Origin of the sequence: Rickettsia endosymbiont of Ceutorhynchus obstrictus (genome assembly GCF_964026565.1) — a bacterium.
Lineage (GTDB): Bacteria > Pseudomonadota > Alphaproteobacteria > Rickettsiales > Rickettsiaceae > Rickettsia.
In genome coordinates this window covers 437,635-460,771 of sequence record NZ_OZ032162.1, presented here as the reverse complement: position 1 = coordinate 460,771, position 23,137 = coordinate 437,635, and the positions used below count along the sequence as shown (strand labels likewise).

The following is a 23,137-nucleotide window of genomic DNA, read 5'->3' as shown; positions in this document are numbered from 1 at the left end:
TCCAGAGTATACAAATTTTTGAAGTTCTATCTGAGTATATATGAGTGATTTACAAAGACAAGCATCAGACCCTGAATATTCTGTTTGGGTGGCGGCATCTGCCGGTACAGGTAAAACAAAAATCCTAACCGATCGTGTTTTACGGTTATTAATTAAAGGAACGGAATTTAAAAATATTCTCTGCCTTACTTTTACTAATGCTGCTGCTTTAGAGATGCAAACAAGGATTAGTAATAAACTCAAAAATTTTGCCCTTGCAGATGTAAGTAAATTAGAGGAGGAGCTTTTTTTAATAACGGGAGAAAAGCCTTCAGCTAATGAAACAGCTAATGCTCAAACTTTATATTCTAGATTATTAAATACCGAATCGCCTCTAAATATTTATACTATTCATGCCTTTTGTCAAAAAATCCTTAAATCTTTTCCGCTTGAAGCCGGTGTAACGCCGGAGTTCCAAATTCTTGATGACTCTTTACTACAAGATATTTTTCTGAAAATAAAAAGCGAGATTTATTTAAACCCTAAACATTACTCTCTTATTAATTTTTTGCTTACCAATTTTCATGAAACGACCATACAAGATATTTTTGATGAAATAATAACGCAGAAAATCAAATTTAAAAAATTATTTACGTTAGAGCCTGCGGAAGTATGCTCTTACACAAAAGGCTTGGAGTTGTCACCCCGTGGCTTGCTAACTAGGTCCAGAAAAAACTCTAAAAAACTGGACGCCGTGGTCAAGCCACGGCATGACAACTCTTCATTTACGAACAGTGAACTACATAATGAGTTATCTGCCTTTAAGCAATTATCAACTATTTATGACACTGTGAAATCTTTATTGGTAAAATATTCCTTAACTATTAACCCGAAAGAATTATTTTTTACTAAAGAAGGCAGTAAACGGAAGAGTATTTTATCAGGCGAATTAAAAAAGCAATATCCGGAGTTGCTAGCAAAACTTGAAAATATTAGCGTTGAAGTTTATAGGTTAGATCAATTAAGTAAAATAGAAGAAATAACTTATTATTCCGATTTACTTACTAAACTCGCGCAAATTTTCCTTAAAAAATATGAGAAATATAAGCTGGATAATAACTTCCTCGATTATGACGATTTAATTTATTATACAAAATTATTATTAATTAATAGTGATAATAAGGGATGGTTATTACATAAGCTAGAAGGTGAAATAAATCATATACTTGTTGATGAGGCGCAAGATACTAGCCCTTCGCAATGGGAAATTATTAGCGCAATCATAACAGAATTTAATGCCGCTTCCGGACCTAATAGCAGTATTTTTATAGTTGGAGACGAAAAACAATCAATTTTTAGTTTTCAAGGGTCTAACCTTACTGTTTTTAATAGCGTTAATGATATTTTAAAAAATAATCTAGTTGCAGCTAATAAAAAATTTAAAAATATTACGCTGGAATGGTCATATAGGTCAACCGAAGAAATTTTATATGTTGTTCACAAAGTTTTAAAACAAATAAAAATCGATAACCCTAGGCTGTTTATTTCGGATAATCCTTTTATTTCTTCATTCCGTAAAGCTAATAAATCCCATAGCGGCAGTGTTGAACTATGGCCGTTAGTTGTCGCAGATAAAAAAGAAGAATTATTTTGGCCGCTCCCGCAAGATTATAATAAATCACTATCACCCGCCGAGCTACTTATTCATAGGGTAACTGATTTCATAAAAGAGCAAATAGAGAGTAGAAAGATTTTACCCTCTACCGGTAAAGAAATAACGGAAAGGGATTTTATGATTTTGGTTAGAAAAAGAGACGAGTTTAGTAATGGATTAATAAATCACCTTAAACAATCAGGGCTTAAGGTAGAAGGCAGTGACAGGGTAACGCTAAAAGAAAACTTATCGGTAATGGATTTAACGGCAATAGCTAAATTTGTTTTATTACCGGATGACGATTTAAATCTGGCAAGCCTCCTTAAATCGCCGATAATCGGTATGAGCGAAGAACAATTATACGAGCTTGCTTTAAGCCGCAGTAATAATTCATTATGGGCAACTTTATTTGATAAGATTTTACTTTATAAAAATATATATGAAAAATTAAGTTACTTGATAGACATCTATCAAACTTCAAATGCCGGAAATTTTTTTATTTCAGTAATTAATAATTTAAATTTAAGAGAAATTTTAAATATCACCAACGGAGCGGATAGTGATGACGCTATAAATGAATTGCTTTCTTTAAGTGCTGATTATGCTCATAAAATTGATAATTCTTTACAAGGCTTCGTAGCTTGGTTTGAAAATAACGACATTAAAATTAAACGGGATATTGAGCATTCGGATAAAATAAGAATAATGACCGTCCACGGCTCTAAGGGTCTGCAATCCCCGATTGTTATATTATGCGATAATACTATAATGCCTATTAACAAAAACAAATTTATCTGGACTGAGGAGGGAAAAATGTTTTTTTCTACGCAAACTAGTAATAGCCCTGATTTCTTCAAAAATTTAAAGGAACAAGAACGACAAAAAGATATACAAGAATATATTAGGCTACTTTACGTTGCTATGACTAGAGCGGAAGACCGTTTAATTATTTGCGGCTATAGTAATAAACGGAAAATACAGCTAAATTCAGAAAGCTTCAGACAAGATGAATTTAAGGGAGAGCTAAGCTACCGTACTAGAGTACGTGAGTACAGGCGAATCCAGAAAAATTCGCTTGTATCAAGCGATCGAGATGACACTGTACCCGAAAATTGTTGGTATGAACTTGTAGCAAAATCAATGCAGAATTACGCTAAAACAACCAAATACGGCTCTATGATTTATGAAGTATAAGTAACGATGTTATTCCTGCGAAACTGTCATACCGTGGCTTGACCCACTACTGTACGAACGTTTAAATAAAGAGGTAAAAATTCTGTCATTCCGTGGCTACGACCACGGAATCCAGCTTATAATATCATAAAAAGATTCTAAAATAAGTCTAATATGGCTTTATTTTCCTGGATGCCGTGATCAAGTCACGGCATGACACAGCCTTTTTTCAACGTTCGTACAGTAGTGGGCTTGACCACGGTATGACAATTTTAAGTGATTTTAACCATCCACGCAATAATATTGATATCGCCTTGCTATGACGCTTTACTATCTGTCCAATATATCCTCTTCCTGCTGCTTATACCATAATTCGGCGTAACGACCTTTTTGTGTTAATAAAGTTCGGTGATTCCCTCGCTCTACTATATAGCCGTTATCTATAACGATAATTTCATCGGCATCGATAATTGTCGATAATCTATGGGCAATGATTAAGGTGGTGCGGTGGCTTGAGATTTCCTTAAGGCTAGCTTGAATTAACTTCTCGGTTTTAGTATCAAGCGAAGAGGTAGCTTCATCAAAAATATATATTGACGGATTTTTAAGGATAGTTCGAGCAATGGCAATGCGTTGCTTCTCTCCGCCGGAAAGTTTAAGCCCCCGCTCGCCTACCATTGCATTATATCCTTCCGGCAACGAGGTAATAAATTCATGAATATGCGCATTGGCGGAAGCCTTTAAGACCTCATCATATGAAGCGGAGTTATTACCGTAAGCAATATTATAATAAATAGTGTCGTTAAATAAAACGGTATCTTGCGGAACGATCCCGATAGCTCCTCGCAGTGATTGTTGCGTAACTTCTCTTATATCCTGCCCGTCAATAGTAATTTTTCCGTCTGTTACGTCGTAAAATCTAAAAAGTAACCGCGAGATTGTTGACTTACCCGCCCCGCTGCTACCCACAATAGCCAAAGTTTTACCGCTTTCAATAGTAAAATTTATGTTATGCAAAATAGGTCGCTCGTAGTTATAAGCAAAACTTACATTTTCAAAAGCTATCACCCCGTTTGATATTTCAAATATCGCACTAGTAGGAGGATCCTGTATTTCAGCCGGGATATCCAGTAACTGAAACATATCTTCCATACTAATTATAGCATTCTTGATTTCTCGATAAGCAAAACCGAGCATAGACAGCGGAATAGATAATTGAAAAAGATAAGAATTAACCATAATCAAATCGCCGACCGTCATTTTATTATGCTCGATGGCAATAGCGGAAAGCATCATAAGGCTAACTAGACCAAGTGATATAATAACATCTTGACCGATATTTAAAATAGACAGGCTCGTAGTAGTTTTTACAGCGGATTTTTCATATGTTACTAATGCTTCATCAAATTTTTTAGCTTCATATTCTTCATTACCGAAATATTTAACCGTTTCAAAATTCAATAAACTATCAATTGCTCTATTATTAGCTACGTTATCGCTCTGATTCATCTCTCTTGCAAAGGAAATCCGCCACTGACTAATTGAAAAAGTATAAATAGTATAAACAATCATCGTAACTAAAATAGTTATCGCAAACCAAATACCGTAAACATACCATAGCATTGCACAAACTAATATCACTTCTACACTTGTCGGAATGATGTTAAACAACGAATAACGCAGCACCGACTCAATGCCCTTAGTCCCCCTCTCTATCGATCTACTAAGCCCGCCGGTCTTACGATCCAGATGAAAGCGCATACTAAGATTATGCATATGCTTAAACACATTTAGAGCAATTAAACGTGTGGCTTGATGCCCTACTTTCGCAAAAATAAAATTACGTAACTCACTAAATATTTGCGTAAATATTTTTGTTCCGCCGTAAGCAATAATCAGACCGATAATTACCGATAGAGCTATATTATTATTTAATCCGTCTATTACATATTTATAGACAATCGGAACTAATATATTGACTATTTTAGCTATTATTAGGCAAACAAGCGAGGCGATAACACGCAAGCGAATATTAAAATCTTTAGACCATAGATAGGGTAGAAGAGAAGAAAATGCATTCTTTTTTAAAGGTTTTTCAGTCATTATTTAGGTTGTTATTGTTATATTTTTTGAGCTTATCGGTTTAAGGAAAAAGATATTAGGATGTCATTCCCACGTGGGGCATTGTTGCGTGGCTCTAAAAAAGTGCCGTGTGTCATTTCTAGCTAAAGGCGGCGTTGTTGCATGGCTCGAAAATTAATAAAAAACTCGTCATTGCGAAGCCACGAAGTGGCTGCGGCAATCCAGGCTATCCCGAATGTAATGAGGGATTTAATTAGAATACTAAACAAGTTTAGTATAAAAATATGTTTAACTGGATTGCCACGTCGGCATAAATGCCTCCTCGCAATGACGATTCTGGTAGCCATGCAACAACGCCCCGCATAGGCGGGAATGACATCAAAAGTGTTAATCCCGGTCCACGCAACAGCGCCTTCCCACAATAACTATTAACCCTCAAGAGCGGCGGAGGGAACTTTTTTCGGTTGACCTTCTAACAACTTATCCAGCCTTCCCTCTTTTTCAAGAGCGAATAAATCGTCACATCCACCGATATGCACATTATCAATAAATATTTGCGGAACGGTTTTTTTGCCGCCGGCTTTTTTTATCAATATTTCACGTTGTTCTTCGGTAAAATCCTCAACTGCTATTTCCTGATAAGCAACATGCTTGTCGTCAAGTAATGCTTTCGCCTTAATGCAAAAAGGGCAATGAGCAAGCGTATAAATAATAACGGTATGTAAAATAGTTTTATTCATAATAGTATATTTTTTTATATAATTTTAGGTTATTATCTAGCACGATAATTTTTAAATCAAGTAAATAGATGAATAATTTTTCGATTATATCAGAATATAAACCAGCGGGTGATCAGCCGAAAGCGATAGATAAGATTGTCAAAGGACTGGCAGCTAAGGAACGCTCTCAAATGCTACTAGGCATTACCGGCTCCGGTAAAACTTTTACTATGGCAAATATCATTGCTAGAACCGGCAGACCGGCACTTATTATGGCTCATAATAAAACACTTGCCGCACAAATTTATTCAGAGATGAAATCGATTTTTCCGCAGAATGCCGTCGAGTATTTTGTTTCATATTACGACTATTATCAGCCTGAAGCCTATATAGCACGGACGGATACTTTCATTGAAAAAGACTCTTCTATTAACGAACGGATAGATTTACTCCGTCACTCCGCCACTAGGTCATTGCTTGAACGTCGGGATGTAATAGTCGTCGCTTCTATTTCCTGTATTTACGGTCTCGGCTCGCCCGATCTTTATTATCAAATGACGATTAATTTACAGCCCGGCGAAATCTATCCGCGAGATAAATTACTGAATGATTTAGTAAATTTGCAGTATGAGCGTAATGATATCGGTTTTGAGCGCGGAGCTTTTAGGGTAAAAGGCGATAATATTGATGTTTTTCCTTCGCACTATAGCGAGAGAGCTTGGCGTTTGTCATTTTTCGGTAATGAGTTGGAGCATATTCACGAATTTGATCCGCTGACCGGTGAGAAGCTGGCAAAACTTGATAAAGCTATAATTTACGGTAATTCGCATTTTGTCATGCCGAAAGAAGCAGTACAAAAAGCTATCTTGCAAATTGAAGATGAATTACGACAACGCTTAACTTTCTTAAAATCCCAGGATAGATTGTTAGAATTTCAAAGACTTAATCAACGTACGCAATATGATTTAGAAATGTTAACCGAAACCGGTAGTTGCAAAGGTATTGAAAATTATTCTCGTCTCTTTACCGGCAGAAAACCCGGCGACCCACCGCCGACTTTATTTGAGTATCTTCCGAAAGATGCGTTATTATTCGTTGATGAAAGTCATGTATCGGTACCGCAAATTAGAGCGATGTATAACGGTGACAGGGCGCGAAAAGAAGTATTAGTCGAGCATGGCTTCCGCCTTCCTTCCGCTCTTGATAATAGACCTTTAAAATTTGAAGAATGGGAAGCTTTTAGACCGCAAACTATTTTTGTATCGGCGACACCGTCGCCTTTTGAACTCCAAGAGTCAGGCGACAATTTAATCGAGCAAATTATTAGACCAACCGGTCTACTCGATCCGGAATGTATAGTAAAACCGGCAAGTAATCAAGTAGAGGATTTAGTCGGAGAAATTCAGGCTACCCTGCAGAAAGGTTTTAGGGTATTAGTTACTACCCTTACTAAAAAAATGGCAGAAGATTTAACTAGCTATTTGCAGGAATTAAATTACAAAACATCTTATTTACATTCTAACGTTCATACGCTTGAGCGTATTGAAATCTTAAGGGATTTAAGGCAAGGGACGATAGACGTATTAGTCGGGATAAATTTACTCCGCGAAGGGCTTGACATTCCTGAATGCGGGTTAGTGGCGATTTTGGATGCCGATAAAGAAGGATTTTTACGCTCGGAAGTGTCGCTAATCCAAACTATCGGCAGGGCTGCCAGAAATAGCGAAGGCAGAGTAATACTTTATGCCGATAAAATGACTAAATCTATCGACAAAGCTCTTAGTGAAACTTTACGTAGAAGGAATATTCAGGAAGAGTATAACAAGAAAAATAATATAATCCCGAAAACTATTAACCGCACTATTCATGCCTTAATGGAGCTAGAGAAAGTAGATAATAAACTGCAAGATAAAAAACAAACCCATTTGTTATTTGACAACCCGGCTAAATTAAAATCCCATATCGAAAAACTTAAAAAAGAAATGTACGCCGCTGCCGGCAATCTAGAATTTGAACAAGCGGCAAAATTACGTGACCAACTAAAAACCCTAGAAGAAGCAGCACTTGAATTGAGTTAATTATTATGGTAGGGTCTTAAGATTATCACATAAAATATTAATCCATATGGCTGAAAATAAAACTCGTGAAGAATTGCTTACACAAAAATTAATTGAGCAAAATCAAAGAGAACTTCAAGCAGAGTTAGATGAGTTAAAAAAAAGAGATATTAAAAACTCAAAATTTAATGAAGTTGAAAATATGCTGCGCGATAAAACAATTGCTTCGCAAAGTGAATTTATAGAAAAAGGAGCTAAACAAGCCGGTATATCTGCGGGATATGTCGCTCAAGAGGATGGAACCGGTAATATTTTTATCTTAAAACAATTTTATAAAACTCATAATGAGTGCTTAAAAATAAAAGATCAGAAACAACGAAAACAGGCTATTAACGATCGTAGAGATGGTGTGCAGGAGTTAATAGGCTCTACCATGTATCAATTTTTATTGTATGATCAAGCTCCTAAAGAAGAATTAGTAAAACCTGATAAAGAACATCAAAATTCACTTTATGTACGTTCTAAATTCTTTAATAATGTTGTACAACTTGCCGAATTTTCAGGTTTAGCAGGTGCAACTAGAGTTAGAGCAGATGATAAAAATTTAAAGAAATTAGAAGGGTTTGAAAAAGTAATAGCGGCTTGTCATATGTTAGGAGAAGGAGATTACCACGCAGGTAATTTAATGGTACAAGACGGCAAAACAGTAAATAAAATTGATCACGGCAGATCTTTTATAATATATCATCAAGATTTTGGTGCTATGGTTCAATCCACATCCGCAATGTTTTCGTATCCCGGTGTTGGATATGGAGCTGCTATTAAAGCAGGTAATTTATCATTTAGTATTAATAAATATAGTGAATCACTAAATCAAATGATAAAGCAATTTGATGAAAAACAGATGGAGGCGATAGTTGATCAAAAAATTGATGAGTTAAAAAAATCCGGATTTGATCCAAAAGGAATTACCGGACTCGCAAAATTTAAAGATAACGAATACGCAGCTATTACAATTAACAACTTTGATGATTTAAGAAAATTCTATAAGGATAATATAAGGGAAAATCTTACTAACATGAAGGAAGTTGCCAAAAGTGCTGAAATAGTAACGAAGTTTAGTAACGTACTACCTGAATTTAAACAAGGCGGTTGGTTAGAAGTATTTGCGAATTCTCCTATTAAAGACCCGGTTGAATATGCAGCTCATAATAATATTCAAATCGAAGGAAAAAATGCACTAGATTGGGCTTATGAAAATGATTATAAAATTAAAGTTTCCAAGGGTTCTAAACAAGAAATAGTGCAAGAACAACAATGGCAAAAAAATCCAAAAGGAGAATGGGAACAAAAAGAAGTTTCAGTTACAAAAAACACAAGAATTATACAAAATCTTGATCCTGCAGCAGCAATGCGTACCCAAGATAAAGTTGTCGGAGAGAAATTAGAATCTTTAGTTCATGATTTTACAAAACAGGTGATAGGTAAAGAAGTATCCGACAAAAAAGTAGAAGAATTTTATGATAAAGTCATGAGTAAGTTAAAAAAAGAACAATATCTTACCGATCAAGATATTAATATTATAAAAAGTGACCCAGATTATAAAAAGAATATCGAAGATACCACAAAACTTATAAACCTCACCACTCCCGATTTAATCGGTAAAGATAAAGTATATTACAAGATGGCAAATTTTTGTAAAAAAATAGGGTTATCAAACATATCAAATTACTTTGTAGAAAAAATTTCATCGGATAATTTAACTAAGCTTTATAAAACAGAAAGTATTATAGAGGGAAGCGTAAAAATTGGTAATACATTATTAAAACATCGAGGTAAAGAGGGAATCCAAACAAAAAGGCTTGAAGCGGTTAAAAAAACGGTTCAAACCAAATTAGAAGATAGAACAAGAGGGAAAAAACTACAGACTCGTCTTTAATTATTATTTTTTAGCTTTTAGTGACATTGTTGCATAGCTCAAATTTTCGATGTCATTCCCGCGCAGGCGAGGCGTTGTTGCATGGCTACCGGAATCGTCATTGCGAGCATTTGCGCGGAGCGCGGCAATCTAGAAAATAATAGTCATCCTGAATTTATTTCAGTATCTTTTTATATTAGATGCTGAAACAAGTTCAGCATGACAAAAAAAGCCTGGATTCCCGCCTGCGGGCGTTGTTGCACGGCTCGAAAATTAATAAAAAACTCGTCATTGCGAAGCCACGAAGTGGCTGCGGCAATCCAGGCTATCCCGAATGTAATGAGGGATTTAATTAGAATACTAAACAAGTTTAGTATAAAAATATGTTTAACTGGATTGCCACGTCGGCATAAATGCCTCCTCGCAATGACGATTCTGGTAGCTATGCAACAACGCCCCGCCTGCGCGGGAATGACATAGAGCGTGCTTTAATTATCCATGCAACAATGCTGAGCTAGGAATGACATCGTTTTTTAGCCATTTCTCTGTCTAAATAAATTATTTATTATTTTTTGCAGAAGGCAATAACGCTATGCTGAGCTCTTTTAAAGCTTTCTCTTCTACATAATTCGGGGCATTCATTAGCAAATCTTCGGCTTGTTGATTAAGCGGGAAGGCGATTATTTCTCTAATATTAGCTGCATCCGCTAATAACATAACAATCCGGTCGATTCCCGGCGCTATTCCGCCATGCGGCGGCGCACCGAATTTAAACGCTCTAATCATGCCGCCGAATCTTTTATCTACTTCCTCTTCGCTATAGCCGGCAATAGCAAAGGCTTTATACATTATATCCGGTTTGTGATTCCTAATTGCACCGCTAGAAAGTTCTATGCCGTTACAAACAATATCATACTGATAGGCGGTAATTGCGAGCAATTCTTCAATAGTTTTAGCATTTTCTAAGGCTTCTAAGCCACCTTGCGGCATAGAAAACGGATTATGACTAAAGTCCACTTTGCCGGTATCCTCGTTTAACTCATAAAACGGGAAATCGGTAATCCAGCAGAATTCAAAACAATCTTTTTTCAGTAAATCTAACTCCTCTGCAAGTTTTATCCTAACTTTTCCGGCTAATTTTGCTGCTTTATCTTTTTTATCGCTTGAGAAAAACACCGCATCACCGTTCTCAATATTAACAGTAGTTTTTAAAGTTTCTAGTTGCTCCTTCGTTAAAAATTTTGCTACCGGTCCTTTGGCTTCACCGCTATCGCTAAATTGAATATAGCCAAGACCGCCCGCACCTTCCGCTATAGCAAAATCGATCATTTTATCGAAAAAGCTACGAGGCAAACTTGCAGCTTTGGGCGCCGGTACAGCTCGAACTATCGAACCTTTTTTAATATTTTCTCTAAAAATAGTAAAATTAGAATCCTTAAATATTTCAGTTACGTCGGCAATAATAATCGGGTTACGCAAATCCGGTTTATCCGAGCCGTATTTTAACATCGCTTCATGGTAAGGAATACGGATAAAAGGCAATGATGATATTTTCTTATCGGAAAATTTAGTAAATAATTCATACATAACGGGTTCGACCGTGTTAAACACGTCTTCCTGCGTGACGAACGACATTTCAATATCTAATTGATAAAACTCGCCCGGTGATCTATCGGCTCTTGCATCTTCATCACGAAAACACGGCGCGATCTGAAAATAGCGGTCAAACCCTGAAACCATCAATAACTGTTTAAATTGCTGAGGTGCTTGAGGTAGCGCATAGAATTTACCCGGATGTAATCTACTCGGTACTAAAAAGTCTCTAGCACCTTCGGGCGAGCTTGCCGTTAAAATCGGTGTTTGAAACTCCGTAAAACCTCTTTGCACCATTAAATGACGAATATGAGAAATAATTTGCGATCTAAGCATAATATTGTTATGTAGCTTTTCTCGTCTTAAATCAAGAAAACGATATTTAAGTCTAGCATCTTCCGGTGCTTCCTTTTCAATGTTAATAACAAAAGGTAAAGTCTCCGCCGCTGATTCAATAATAAACTCTTTAACTAATATTTCAATCTGCCCGGTAGTCAGCGTATTATTGACAGTATCATCAGACCGCGCTACAACTTTGCCGGTGACAGTAATTACCGACTCATAACGCAAACGACTTGCCTCATCCATCAGTTCCGGGTTTTGATCGGTAAATACTAATTGCGTTACGCCGAAATGATCTCGTAAATCGATAAAAACTAGATTACCGTGGTCTCTTCTTCGATGTACCCAGCCGGATAATTTAACTTCTGTTTCAACATGAGTAATTTGTAATTCATTGCAATTATGAGTTCTATATTTATGCATTTTTTGTTTTGATTTTATTTGATGATGATGGTAATTTATGTCATTCCTGCATCTCTTTATACCATTCCAGCAACCTTTTATGTCATTCCTGCTTTAGGTGCGGGAATGACATTGTTGCGTGGATCAACCAAACTGATGTCATGCCGTGACTTGATCACGGCATCCAGTTAAAAATCTAAAACAATTACCATCGTAAGTTGTTTTTCTGGATACCGTGGTCAAGCCACGGTATGACAACGAGGTCTCCTCGCAATGACGTCTTCAAGTTAACCTACGTAATATATACAAAATACTACGATTCTGCAATTAAAAACTAGAAAACAGGCTTTATACCTAGAAAACTTAAAAAATTTCGTAATTCTTGACGCCCTAAAACATGTGACGTACTAAATACTTTGTCATATTTTGCATTCTTTAAATCAAGTAAAGTTAAACCTTGCAAAAATAATTCCCTAAATATTACTCGCTCGCTAAAACCGTCGGCTAATTTAAAGCTAATTCTTTTAGCAAGTTTATTTAAAACGTTACCGACTCGACGTTTATTTACTGCATCAAGATTGCTTAAACGATTACGTAAAATAATCCATTCAATACTACCGCCGTCACGGCTAGCACGCTGCATTTTCTGCTCCCAAATCATTTGGCTATAAATTGACGGGCTGATAATTTCGTCTTTATCGTCAATTTTAGCTATTACGTCTAAATCAAGGAAACTATCGTTAATCGGCGTAATGATCGTATCGGCATAAGAATGAGCAAGCCTTGATAAAAATGTATGACTACCGGGCGTATCGATTATTATATAATCAGTGCTACTTGCTTCAACTAGGGCTTTTTCAAATAGTATTTTCTGCTCTTCTTCCTCGTCGCCTTTATTTTCTTTAAGAGTTTCAGACAAATGAAAATGCCAAGGACTCACTACTTGTTGATCAGGATTTTGCTTATTATATAACTCCCTATTTTTTAGGTAATTTGTTAAAGAGGCCTGGCGTGAATCGATATCAATACTTGCAACCTTATATCCTTGATAAAGCAAAGCGATTATTAAATGCATGGAGCAGGTAGTTTTCCCTGCTCCGCCTTTTTCATTCCCGACTATAAATATATAAGGAGAATTACTTTTGTTCATAATAATCCTTAACAAATTGCTCAATTAGCCTTACGCCGTACCCTACAGCACCTTTAGGACCGAGAGAAGAAGCTTTTTTACTGTTAGCGACGCCGGCAATATCCAAATGCGCCCAAGCCGTTTCATCTTTTATGAAACGCTTAATAAAATGCGCGGCCGTCGAGCTGCCTGCTGCCCCCGGTACGTTACCGATATTTGCAACATCGGCAATATCGGAATTAATCATTTCATCATAATCGTTATGCAGAGGCATCCGCCATAATTTTTCGTTAACTTTATCGCCGGTATTAATTAATCTTTCCGCTAACTCATCGTTATTTGAAAAACACCCGCCATATGTATGCCCCAAAGCTACCACGATAGCACCGGTAAGCGTGGCAAGATTTATTACGCATTCGGGTTTAAATTTTTCCTGTGCATACCAAATAGCATCGGCAAGAACTAACCGCCCTTCCGCATCGGTATTGAGTACCTCGGCAGTTTGTCCCGACATGGTAGTTACCACATCACCGGGTCTTTGCGCGTTTCCTGAAGGCATATTTTCAACAAGCCCAATAACACCGATTACATTAACTTTAGCTTTACGAGAAGCAAGTGCCGCAATAGCACCGACTACCGCAGCCGATCCCGCCATGTCATATTTCATTAAGTCCATATTTCCGGCAGGCTTAATAGAAATACCGCCAGTGTCAAAAGTAACCCCCTTACCGACTAAGGCAATAGGAGCGGTATCTTTATCGCTGCCGTAATATTCCATAACTACCAATTTAGATTCGTTTTGTGAGCCTTGACCGACGCCGAGAAGCGCCCCCATACCGAGATTTTTCATTTCTCGCTCACCGATAATAGCCACGTCTACGCCTAATTCTTCAAGGTATTCTGCTACTCTATCGGCATAAACTTGTGGGCTTTTGATATTTGCCGGCTCATTACTAATGTCTCTGGTAAAAAATACTGCTTGAGCGATTAAATTTTTCTCGGCAAATAATTTTTCTGCTTCATCTTGATCGTTAGTAACAATTTCAAAAGTCTCAACTGCAAATTTTTCTTCTTCTTTTAAAGTGGTACGATATTTATCAAACCGATAAGATGCAAGAAGAGCGCCGCTAGCTATCAGAGAAGTAAAAATATGCGGTTCGTAATTCCCGATTTTATCGGTTAATTTTAGCCCGATACTGCTAATTTTTGCGCAAGTGCTTTGCGATAAAATTTTACCACCTAGTTCTTCAATCTTTGCATCCTTTAATTTTTTCTCTTCTCCTAAACCGACTAGAATTAAATATTTAATTTCCCCGGTTTTAATAACGGAAGTAATGATTTTCACCTGCCCGAATTTGCCGGTAAATTTCAGTTTATTTTGCATGGTTTTAGAAATCAAACCATGATGTTGCTGATCAAGCGCCATCAAATTATTATCAAGCTTTAATTGATCGCTAATAAAAACTACTATTGCCTGATTGTGTAACGACTCTTCTTTAGTAAAACTTATATTAAGCATATATTTTTTCTCTATTGTATTTTTTTATATGATATTTATCTAATTTAACTTTGCAAGTATTTATAAATAATTTTCATTTATTTATTTTTTATTAGCAACAATTAATGTTGATTTCTCTATTTTATTAATATAAATTAATATTGCAGTAATTTATTTAAAAGTAAATTATGTCGAAAAACAAGTATGTTTAATTTATTTAACTCTTCTTCATACTTGACAAAAAAATCTTTAATTGGGAATTGTCACTCTACGGTTTGATCAGCGTTGTTGCATGGCTAATAATTTACCGTATTATGGTTATTATAAGTACGGTGTCATACCGTAGTCAAGCCCACTACTGTACGAACGTTTAAATAAAGAGGTAAAAATTCTGTCATTCCGTGGCTACGACCACGGAATCCAGTTTTATAATATCATAAAAAGATTCTAAAATAAGTCTAATATGGCTTTATTTTCCTGGATGCCGTGATCAAGTCACGGCATGACACAGCCTTTTTTCAACGTTCGTACAGTAGTGGGCTTGACCACGGCATGACACCGAAACACTTTGCAAAAATTCGAGCCATGCAGCAACGCCGGCTTGACCACGGAACCTAGGAAATAACAATCTAAATATCTTGGCGAGACTCGTAGGACAATTCTTCATTTATGAGTAGTATATCTCTTCTTTACTATCAACACAAATCGAATAACAATATGAGGGAAAAAATATGGCCAAAAAATTTCACGCTAATATAGATATAATACAGCAAAATAATATTCATATTCTGAAACAATTACTTTTCAAAGTAATTGAATCAATAAAAAATTTGCAGCAAACTGTCGCAACGCTTGAGAAAATAGTAGAACCTATAAAGTTACTTTTTGCCCTTGCTATTTATATGACAGACCATCATCAAGAAACTCTAAATGATAAGGAGGTTACGCCCATTACGGGAAATATAGTAGAAGATAATCAAGGAGGCTAGTTTAACCCCAACTATGGATAATTCTTATCCATAGTTCGCGTTATTTTAAGAAATATAACTTGAAGAGCTTGGATCAATGTCATTCCCGCCTGCGTGGGAATGACATACTGCTGCTTTATCGAGGCATGCAACAATGCCCGTATCTCCTCACAATGACGATTTTTTTAAAAACTGATTTTTAACTTAACAAAACCTTGATGGCTTTGATATTTCTTTTGTAAATGACAGTTATACTCAACTAGTACATCAACATTACCTTTTTGTGCAAGAACACTAGCACCAATATTATAACCGGCTTTAGGTTGTTTCGGTAAAATAATAGTTTCTTTAATCTGTCTACCTTCCCAGCTTACTTGCGCTTCTACTTTTTTGTTTTTATTATTAAAGTGGTTTTCTATAGAGACGTGCAAGCCCGGAGTTAAAGTTATAGATTCAGCAACTCTTTGCGGAGTAAATAATATTTTAGTACCGACAATACCGGTCCATAAGTTTTGAGATTTCGCAGCAACCGTTAAATGTTGTACACCTAGATCACTATCTTTATAAATTCCGTCTTTAGAACTCCCGTATCTAATACCGATATTCGGTATAATAGTTAATTCGTAATTAGTCGGATATTTATAATTTAATAATGTTTCAAAGCTGAGACTATCATTCTTATATTTACCGATAACATTACTACCCGAATAAACGCTTTTATTTTTAATATAGTTACGAGCAGCCGCAAACATTCCTTGCAAAGAAAAATTCTCCGGTAATTCTTTCTGACCGTATAAAGCTAGCACATGACTATTAACGGCAGTCTTTCCTTTAGTAGCGGTAGTAGCCTTAAAATTTGACCGCATATTAGTATACGCTATTCCGACTAGATCGTTATCATTAAATTCTACGTCAAACCCGATGGTACTACCGTATGTATTACCTTTATACCCCGACATATTTTTTTGTACACCTTGTTTGTTAGCACCGTATAGTCCGGCAATCCAAACACCTTTTGTTATAGAAGTATCCTCATCACCTGCTGCTACAGCTCCTAATCCGGCTGTACTAGATATTCTACTTTTAATAAGATCAGTTACCGAATTCATTATCTCAATTGGTATAGAGGACGTAGCAGATAGCATTTCTTCAGCATCAGTTATTTTTTCTTCTGCTTTTTGTTCAAGTTGAGCATCAATAGCTTTCTCTTGTTCTTGAAGTTCTAACATAGCTTCCATATTTTCTTTTTCTTCAAGAAAGTCTATTGCCTCACTAAGACTCAAGCCCTTTTTCCTTTGCTCCTCTAAAAATTCAATAGTTTCTTGTATACTCCCTCCTTCGCTAATATACTGCTTTAGGAATTCGATTACATCCAAAAATTCTTCGTTCCGTTGTTTTTCTCCTAATGATGCTTTTAATGAAGATATTTCATTATTTAAACGAGTTATCTCCTCGCGCTCAAAGGAATAGTTACCATTACCATCACCATTTTCGCCATTATTAATGATACTGTTATTAAGTTGTTCTTGTAATAAATTTATACGTTGTAAAAAATCTAATTTTTCTTGCCTTAAACTACTTATTAACATTTGATAATGAGAATTATCCGTATTATTTCCATTACCGGTCCCAATGTTATTACCATTTTCCGCAGCTCTTTTTTCTTTTCCTTTTTCCGCTAGTTTATCACGTACTTCTTTTTCTCGTTTTGCTACTATTTCTCGAGTTTTTCTTTCTTCTGCTTCTTTTCTGGCTTTGTTAACTGGATCATTCCAATACGCTTCAGCTTTCTCTTTATTTATCCTCTGCTTCTCTTCTATCTTTTTTGTTTCAGCATCTCTAAGCTTTTGTTCTGCAGCTAAACGCTTTTTTTCTGCAAGCATTTCCACGGGCGTAAGATCTGTACGCATCACAGGACCATTGTTTTTTACTATAATTATATTACCGTTAGCATCGAAACTTACACCTGTTTTTTTCAATCGAGCTAAATTTTGGTTTACGGGTTGTGCTTGTTGCTTAATAGCAACTTGGGCCTTTTTAAGACCTTTTCCTTGTCTAATTTGATCAAATAAAGCATTATGACCACCTGCAACAACAGGTGCAGGGTTTACCCTAACAGTAGGCGGTGGTGGGGGCGGAGGAAGCGGGGCTATTTGCGGAGCTATTGCTGCCCCATTCGCCATAGCCTCTAATGTCACACCACTTAACACAATAGTTGAAACACCGACAAGCATTAAATTTCTAACAAACTTAGATTTACTATTTTGCATAATTTAACCTTTTCCTTAAAATGTTAATAAATTATTATATAATTAGAGACCATTATACAGGATAAAAAATTAAAGTCAAGAAACTTATCGTAGCATGAAGTAATTTAGATAGACTTTTCAGCCTTTATACCGGATATTGTGGATTTATTTATGATTTACATAAGTAAATGAAAGAAGTGAGGGTTAGTTGTATTTATATAAAGTTAACATATTAACTAACTTAAAATGCATTATACAAAAGATAAATTAAATAGTCAATATATTATTAATATATTTAATACTGGGAGCTTTTATTGTATTATTTTGGTATATGAATCCTGCAAGGCAGAAAAACATTGTTGTGCGTTCGGTGTCATACCGTGGCTTGACCACGGTATCCAGTCTTTTTTTAAGTTTTTTCTGGATACCGTGGTCAAGCCACGGTATGACACTATACTTGTAATAACCAGAGCATGCTAACCTATCCACACAAAGATAACAACAAACGGTATATATTTTGTTCTCTAAAATAAAGCTAATTATCACGCTATTAACAATCTGCGTTATAATATATTTCATAGTCCCCCCTATACCGCTGCTTGACAAGGTCAGCTTTTCACAAAAAGTATTTGATCGGAACGGGCAGTTAATGCGTATTTCTCTCTCAAAAGATGATAAATATAGAATATATACATCGATTGACGCTGTACCATCTCAATTCATAGAAGCGGTATTATTATATGAAGATAAATATTTTTATTTCCATCCCGGAATTAACCCTATTTCTTTATTTGAAGCTTTTTACTTTACCTATTTAAAAAACGGTCGAAAAATCGGCGCTTCCACTATCACCATGCAAGTAGCGCGTATAAGGTTCGGGATAAATTCCGGCACTATACTCGGCAAATTATACCAAATTATTAAAGCAATACATTTGGAGTTACATTATTCAAAAAACGAAATTTTAGAAGCGTATCTTAATTTAATTCCTTACGGCGGTAATATTGAAGGTGTCGCAGCTGCTAGCTATATTTATTTCGGACGTGAACTTAAAGATTTAAATTTACTGGATATTTTAAGTTTAGCCGTTATACCGCAAAATCCGGTAAAAAGGGGAGGAAACTGTAATTTGTTACAATCGATGGCACAAAAAGTTCTATATCCTTCCCCTTACCCTCTATGTCATTCCCGTAAAAACGGGAATCCAGAACATTACAGTCATCCTGAATTTATTTCAGGATCTATTAATGAGATGCTGAAACAAGTTCAGCATGACAAAAAAAGCCTGGATTCCCGCCTTCGCGGGAATGACATAGAGGGCAACGGGAAGGATATAGAGGGCAACGGGAATGACATAAAGAATTGCAGAAATAACATAAAAAGAGCTAGACTCTATCTATTTTCTAAATGGCTAGAAACTCATCCACAAGATATTATTTACGATAAATTACTTAACTTACCCATAAAATTTAATCAAGCCAAAAACTTACCGTTTATAGCACCGCATTTTACTTTAGATATATTAGCACAAAATAATAGACCTCTTGCAGAATTCGCTTATAAAGAGGAATTTGAAGGATACACGAAACGCAGAACCGCAGCGTACTTAAATGTACGTGAGGATGAGGGGTTAGGATCGACGTACAAATTACCTTTAGAAGTAGAGTTATGCAAGAGGTCTAATAGCATTAAAGATATTTTCACCACTATAGATAAGAATTTACAAACTATTTTAGAAACACAAATTCGACTATATATTAATGCTCACAAGCAATACGGCATAACAAATGCCTCAGCTATGCTAGTAGACTTTACTAATATGGAGGTATTAGCAAGCGTCGGCTCCGGTGATTTTTTTAATACTGATATAAGCGGGCAAATAAACGGTACTAAATCCTACCGATCCCCAGGCTCAACTTTAAAGCCCTTCGTCTACGCTCTGGCTTTTGATCAATCCTTAATTCATCCTTTAACTTTATTAAAAGACTCTCCTATTAATTACGATAGCTATAAGCCGGAAAATTTTGATAGTAGTTTTACCGGCGGGGTAAGTGCCGGAGAGTCGTTAATAAAAAGCCGTAATATACCGGTAATATTTCTTGCCTCTAAATTAAAAAACCCTAACTTCTACGAATTTTTACGACAAGCAAAAATTGCTAAATTACGAGAACCGGAAATATACGGCTTATCTATAGTACTCGGAGCAGTAGAGGTAAATATGGAAGAGCTAGTTACACTTTATGCCATGCTCGGCAATTTAGGTTCATATCAACCGTTAAAAAAGTTAATAGCGCCGAGACAGGAATTTATATACTCAAATGATCCTTCAAATTGGAATGTAAAACAAGAGGTGAACACGCACAGCCTATCCTTAATAGGTGAGCATGCGAATCCCCCGAAGTTTTGCAGAGCCAATTTGGAGGAGCAGAAGAGTATACTGTTGTCCAAAGAAGCAAGCTACTTAACGCTCGATATTTTAAAAGATACCGCCCGCCTGCATGCTTATAATAATATAGAACCAAGCTTGCCGATATATTGGAAAACCGGTACTTCTAGCTCGTTTAGGGATGGTTTAGCGGTCGGTATATTCGGCAAATATGTGCTTGCCGTGTGGATCGGAGATTTTAAAGGTCAAGTTAGAGGATCGTTTACAGGAGTAGAAACTGCCGCTCCTTTATTTTTTAATATTATAAATGCGGTAATAAATAAAACCGAAGATAAAGATTTGATTCTTGATAAAGCAAAGGAGCTTGATATTACTAAGGTTAGTGTATGTGCCGATACCGGTGATATTTATAACGGTATGTGTCCAAGTAAAACCGATACTTGGTTTATTAAAGGCAAATCACCGATAAAACCGTCGGGAATATATAGGAAAATTTTAATAGATATCAATACCGGTATGCCGGCTTGTAGCTTTATAGAAGGACAAACCGAATATAGAATAGTAAATTTTTGGCCGACCGATTTACTGTCGGTATATAAAAAAGCCGGTATTCATTTGTTACCGAAACCTTTAGGCAAAAGCTATTGCGATAATTGTTGTAGTAATTTGGTAAATCAACACTATCAAAAACCGAAAATTACCTCTCCTATAAAAAATTCTGTTTATTCAATTAAAAATAGTGATAGGATAATCCTTGCGGCAACCGTTGATCCTGGCGTTTCCGATATTTTTTGGTTTGTTAACGATGAGTTAATAAATAGTGTTAAAGCCGATGAACCATTATTATGGCAAGCAAAAATCGGAGAATATATTATAAGGGTTATTGACAATAACGGTGAGAGCGATGCGGCAAGAATTAATTTTAAAGATTAAGAACATGAAGCATATAACAAAGGAACGATTACAATTAATAAAGCAAATTAATACTATATTTACCTCATTGACGGAAATTTATAACAAAACTGAAGAAATAACAGAAAAAGGGATTTTAGTATTAGGAGCTATAGGCGGCGGCAAAAGCGCTTTGGTAGCGTCATTAATTAATCATGAACTGAAAATTATTTATAATTCCGATAAAAAAGTCTATCAATTAGAAAATTTTAGTAATTCTGATTTAAAAATACATAACAACCCTTCTACAACGCCCAATATTCTTAATAAATATAAAATTGGCGATACTGTAATTTGGGATTGTCCGGGCTTTGAGATAAATAAGTATTCACCGAGAAATATAACTCAAATATTAATTAATCTTTTTTCTCTAAAGAGATTGTTTAAAGTTACTAACGAGTTGCAATTTATAATCGTCACTCCCGAATCTTCAATAACGGAAGAAAGCGGCGGATTCTATCTCATAATTGAAAAATTTACTAATATTTTTCTAAAGTCAGAGCTAGAAAAATTAAAAAATAGTGTGGCGTTAGTTATAACTAAAGGGGAAGCAGAATCAGAGAATATTAATGAATCAGTAAGAAATATTATAAACAAAAGCGATCCAACTATTCAGAAGTTTTTTAATAATTTGTCTTTGTCCGGGTCTTCATTTATTAAAATTTTTCATAAAATTCCTCAAGAAACCGGACTTTTTACTTCTAAAATAAAATTTGAAGATTTTAAGTTGGAGGCCGTTAACGTAAAACTAAGACCTTTAAATTTTAGCCTTAACGGACATCAAAATATTATAAGTGAGCTATACACTAAAATAGAACTTAATATTGCTCAAATAAGTGGTATCATAACCCGTACTTTTGATGAAAAAAATTTTGATTATTATAAACCTGTCAATTGTCGTATATTTTTTGATGATTATGACAGTTTTATTAAAAAAATTTTATTACCGTCGGATAAAAATTATATTCTTCTGCCTTCCGCAAAACCTAAATATTTTCAAGGGTTACAGCAGATATTTAAATTTCATGAGCTAATGGAAAAAAATAATGATAATCCTAAAAACTTGGTTATTGAGCTTTTAGATATTATCGAAAAATTTTCAGAAGAGCCGCAGCAGCAAGAGCAAATACATAATTATAGCTATATTCTTAAACAACAAACCGAATATTTATTATTTTTCGGAGAAATTTTAAAAGCCGCTCCTTCAGATTCAGATTATTTATTTAACCGCGTAATAAAGCATTGCAAAACAACAGTAAATAAAATTTTCATGCCTTTTATTAAAGACATAAAACTAAAAAAATCTATAGATGATAAATATTACGAAGAAGCTATATGGTGGTTAAATAAATATAAACCTCCTGAAGAAATAAGCGAAACTAAAGCTTTAGCCCGTTTCAATATCGGCACGATTTATAGTAAGAAAGGAGAGCTTAGAAACGCATGGGATAATTTTAATCAGGCTCTTAATTATAATAAAAAACTAATTTTACCGTACAAAGAAATCGGTAATATATTAGAGCAACTAGCAATAAAACCTAACAAAAACGATGATTACTATAAGGTAACTTTAAATTTAGCAATAAAATATTATAAAATTGCCGACTATGATACCGGCATTTTGAAATGTTTTGAAGCACTAATAAAAAAGAATCCGAAAGACCCTGATTTATATATTCAAAAAGGAGATTATTTACTTACAAAAAAAATATATAGCGATGCTTTAAAGGCTTATTCTGCCGCTAAAGATATAACAGATAACTCATTTAAGCGGAATGATATAGCACTTAAAATACTAAAATTCGAGATATCTAAAACAGAACCCGCACCTATAATTGATTATGGTAATATTCACGTTGCTGAGATAGATAAAGCAGAGAGAGACTTGAATTTTGTTAAAATAACCGGTGATAATAACGCGAATTTAGGATAAGAACTTATCCTAAATTCGGTTCAAAAGCTGAATAATCAAGGGTAATACATTAACCCAAAAGATAGGCGTTGTTGCATGGCTCGAAAATTGCTATATTTTGGGTA

Annotated in this window: 16 protein-coding genes and 2 pseudogenes; 11 read left to right on the top strand and 7 right to left on the bottom strand. The window is 35.3% G+C overall.

From position 1 onward, the window contains the following. Positions 1-40: 40 nt before the first annotated feature. A pseudogene (locus AAGD64_RS02690) lies at positions 41-2,602 on the top strand (UvrD-helicase domain-containing protein); the annotation flags it as partial. Between the two features lie 401 nt (positions 2,603-3,003). Beyond that, on the top strand, positions 3,004-3,129 hold the full coding sequence (locus tag AAGD64_RS02685) for a hypothetical protein (protein ID WP_341793761.1): 126 nt from the start codon (positions 3,004-3,006) through the stop codon (positions 3,127-3,129). A 7-nt stretch (positions 3,130-3,136) separates the two neighbouring features. Here AAGD64_RS02685 and AAGD64_RS02680 read toward each other — a convergent pair whose 3' ends face one another. After that, entirely contained in the window at positions 3,137-4,909 is a 1,773-nt protein-coding gene (locus AAGD64_RS02680) for an ABC transporter ATP-binding protein/permease (protein ID WP_341793760.1), read from the bottom strand. A 141-nt stretch (positions 4,910-5,050) separates the two neighbouring features. Between AAGD64_RS02680 and AAGD64_RS02675 the strand changes: the two genes are divergently transcribed. Next, a complete protein-coding gene (locus tag AAGD64_RS02675; RefSeq protein WP_341793759.1) occupies positions 5,051-5,254 on the top strand; it encodes a hypothetical protein in 204 nt (67 codons plus the stop codon). Positions 5,255-5,316: 62 nt separating this feature from the next. Here AAGD64_RS02675 and grxC read toward each other — a convergent pair whose 3' ends face one another. After that, a complete protein-coding gene (gene grxC / locus AAGD64_RS02670) occupies positions 5,317-5,628 on the bottom strand; it encodes a glutaredoxin 3 (protein ID WP_341793758.1) in 312 nt (103 codons plus the stop codon). Positions 5,629-5,696: 68 nt separating this feature from the next. Between grxC and uvrB the strand changes: the two genes are divergently transcribed. The 3 genes and pseudogenes from uvrB to AAGD64_RS02655 all read left to right on the top strand — a co-directional run bounded on the left by uvrB (position 5,697) and on the right by AAGD64_RS02655 (position 10,062). Beyond that, entirely contained in the window at positions 5,697-7,685 is a 1,989-nt protein-coding gene (uvrB, locus tag AAGD64_RS02665; RefSeq protein WP_341793757.1) for an excinuclease ABC subunit UvrB, read from the top strand. Positions 7,686-7,737: 52 nt separating this feature from the next. Further along, positions 7,738-9,603 (top strand): annotated as a pseudogene (locus AAGD64_RS02660) (hypothetical protein); the annotation flags it as partial. 198 nt (positions 9,604-9,801) lie between these two features. Next, positions 9,802-10,062 carry a hypothetical protein gene (locus AAGD64_RS02655; RefSeq protein WP_341793756.1) on the top strand — a complete coding sequence of 87 codons (261 nt, stop codon included), beginning with the start codon at positions 9,802-9,804 and terminating at the stop codon, positions 10,060-10,062. Positions 10,063-10,140: 78 nt separating this feature from the next. On the opposite strand, the gene aspS is transcribed toward AAGD64_RS02655, so the two are convergent. The 3 genes from aspS to AAGD64_RS02640 all read right to left on the bottom strand — a co-directional run bounded on the left by aspS (position 10,141) and on the right by AAGD64_RS02640 (position 14,567). Beyond that, complete coding sequence (aspS, locus tag AAGD64_RS02650; protein WP_341793755.1) at positions 10,141-11,940, bottom strand: aspartate--tRNA ligase; 1,800 nt, start codon at positions 11,938-11,940, stop codon at positions 10,141-10,143. Positions 11,941-12,253: 313 nt separating this feature from the next. Beyond that, positions 12,254-13,069, bottom strand: coding sequence for a division plane positioning ATPase MipZ (locus AAGD64_RS02645; RefSeq protein ID WP_253307961.1), 816 nt, complete (start codon positions 13,067-13,069; stop codon positions 12,254-12,256). Then, positions 13,056-14,567 carry a leucyl aminopeptidase gene (locus AAGD64_RS02640; protein WP_341793754.1) on the bottom strand — a complete coding sequence of 504 codons (1,512 nt, stop codon included), beginning with the start codon at positions 14,565-14,567 and terminating at the stop codon, positions 13,056-13,058. Before AAGD64_RS02640 ends, AAGD64_RS02645 begins: the two co-directional genes overlap by 14 nt. Before the next feature lie 465 nt (positions 14,568-15,032). Here AAGD64_RS02640 and AAGD64_RS02635 point away from each other — a divergent pair, with 465 nt between their 5' ends. From AAGD64_RS02635 to AAGD64_RS02625, 3 genes are all read left to right on the top strand, one after another. Continuing rightward, positions 15,033-15,164: a hypothetical protein gene (locus AAGD64_RS02635; protein WP_341793753.1), complete on the top strand. Its 132-nt coding sequence runs from the start codon at positions 15,033-15,035 to the stop codon at positions 15,162-15,164. Between the two features lie 113 nt (positions 15,165-15,277). After that, positions 15,278-15,535, top strand: a complete 258-nt coding sequence (locus AAGD64_RS02630; protein ID WP_253307963.1) for a hypothetical protein — start codon at positions 15,278-15,280, stop codon at positions 15,533-15,535. 59 nt (positions 15,536-15,594) lie between these two features. Continuing rightward, a complete protein-coding gene (locus tag AAGD64_RS02625; RefSeq protein WP_341793752.1) occupies positions 15,595-15,717 on the top strand; it encodes a hypothetical protein in 123 nt (40 codons plus the stop codon). On the opposite strand, the gene AAGD64_RS02620 is transcribed toward AAGD64_RS02625, so the two are convergent. Both AAGD64_RS02620 and AAGD64_RS02615 read right to left on the bottom strand, forming a co-directional pair. Beyond that, a complete protein-coding gene (locus tag AAGD64_RS02620; RefSeq protein ID WP_341793751.1) occupies positions 15,700-17,784 on the bottom strand; it encodes an autotransporter outer membrane beta-barrel domain-containing protein in 2,085 nt (694 codons plus the stop codon). The genes AAGD64_RS02625 and AAGD64_RS02620 overlap by 18 nt on opposite strands. Before the next feature lie 246 nt (positions 17,785-18,030). Beyond that, a complete protein-coding gene (locus tag AAGD64_RS02615; RefSeq protein WP_341794223.1) occupies positions 18,031-18,342 on the bottom strand; it encodes a hypothetical protein in 312 nt (103 codons plus the stop codon). Positions 18,343-18,412: 70 nt separating this feature from the next. On the opposite strand from AAGD64_RS02615, the gene AAGD64_RS02610 reads away from it, so the two are divergent. Together AAGD64_RS02610 and AAGD64_RS02605 are read left to right on the top strand one after the other, a co-directional pair. Continuing rightward, on the top strand, positions 18,413-21,082 hold the full coding sequence (locus AAGD64_RS02610; RefSeq protein ID WP_410526079.1) for a transglycosylase domain-containing protein: 2,670 nt from the start codon (positions 18,413-18,415) through the stop codon (positions 21,080-21,082). 4 nt (positions 21,083-21,086) lie between these two features. Then, complete coding sequence (locus AAGD64_RS02605) at positions 21,087-23,033, top strand: hypothetical protein (protein WP_341793749.1); 1,947 nt, start codon at positions 21,087-21,089, stop codon at positions 23,031-23,033. Positions 23,034-23,137: the final 104 nt, after the last annotated feature.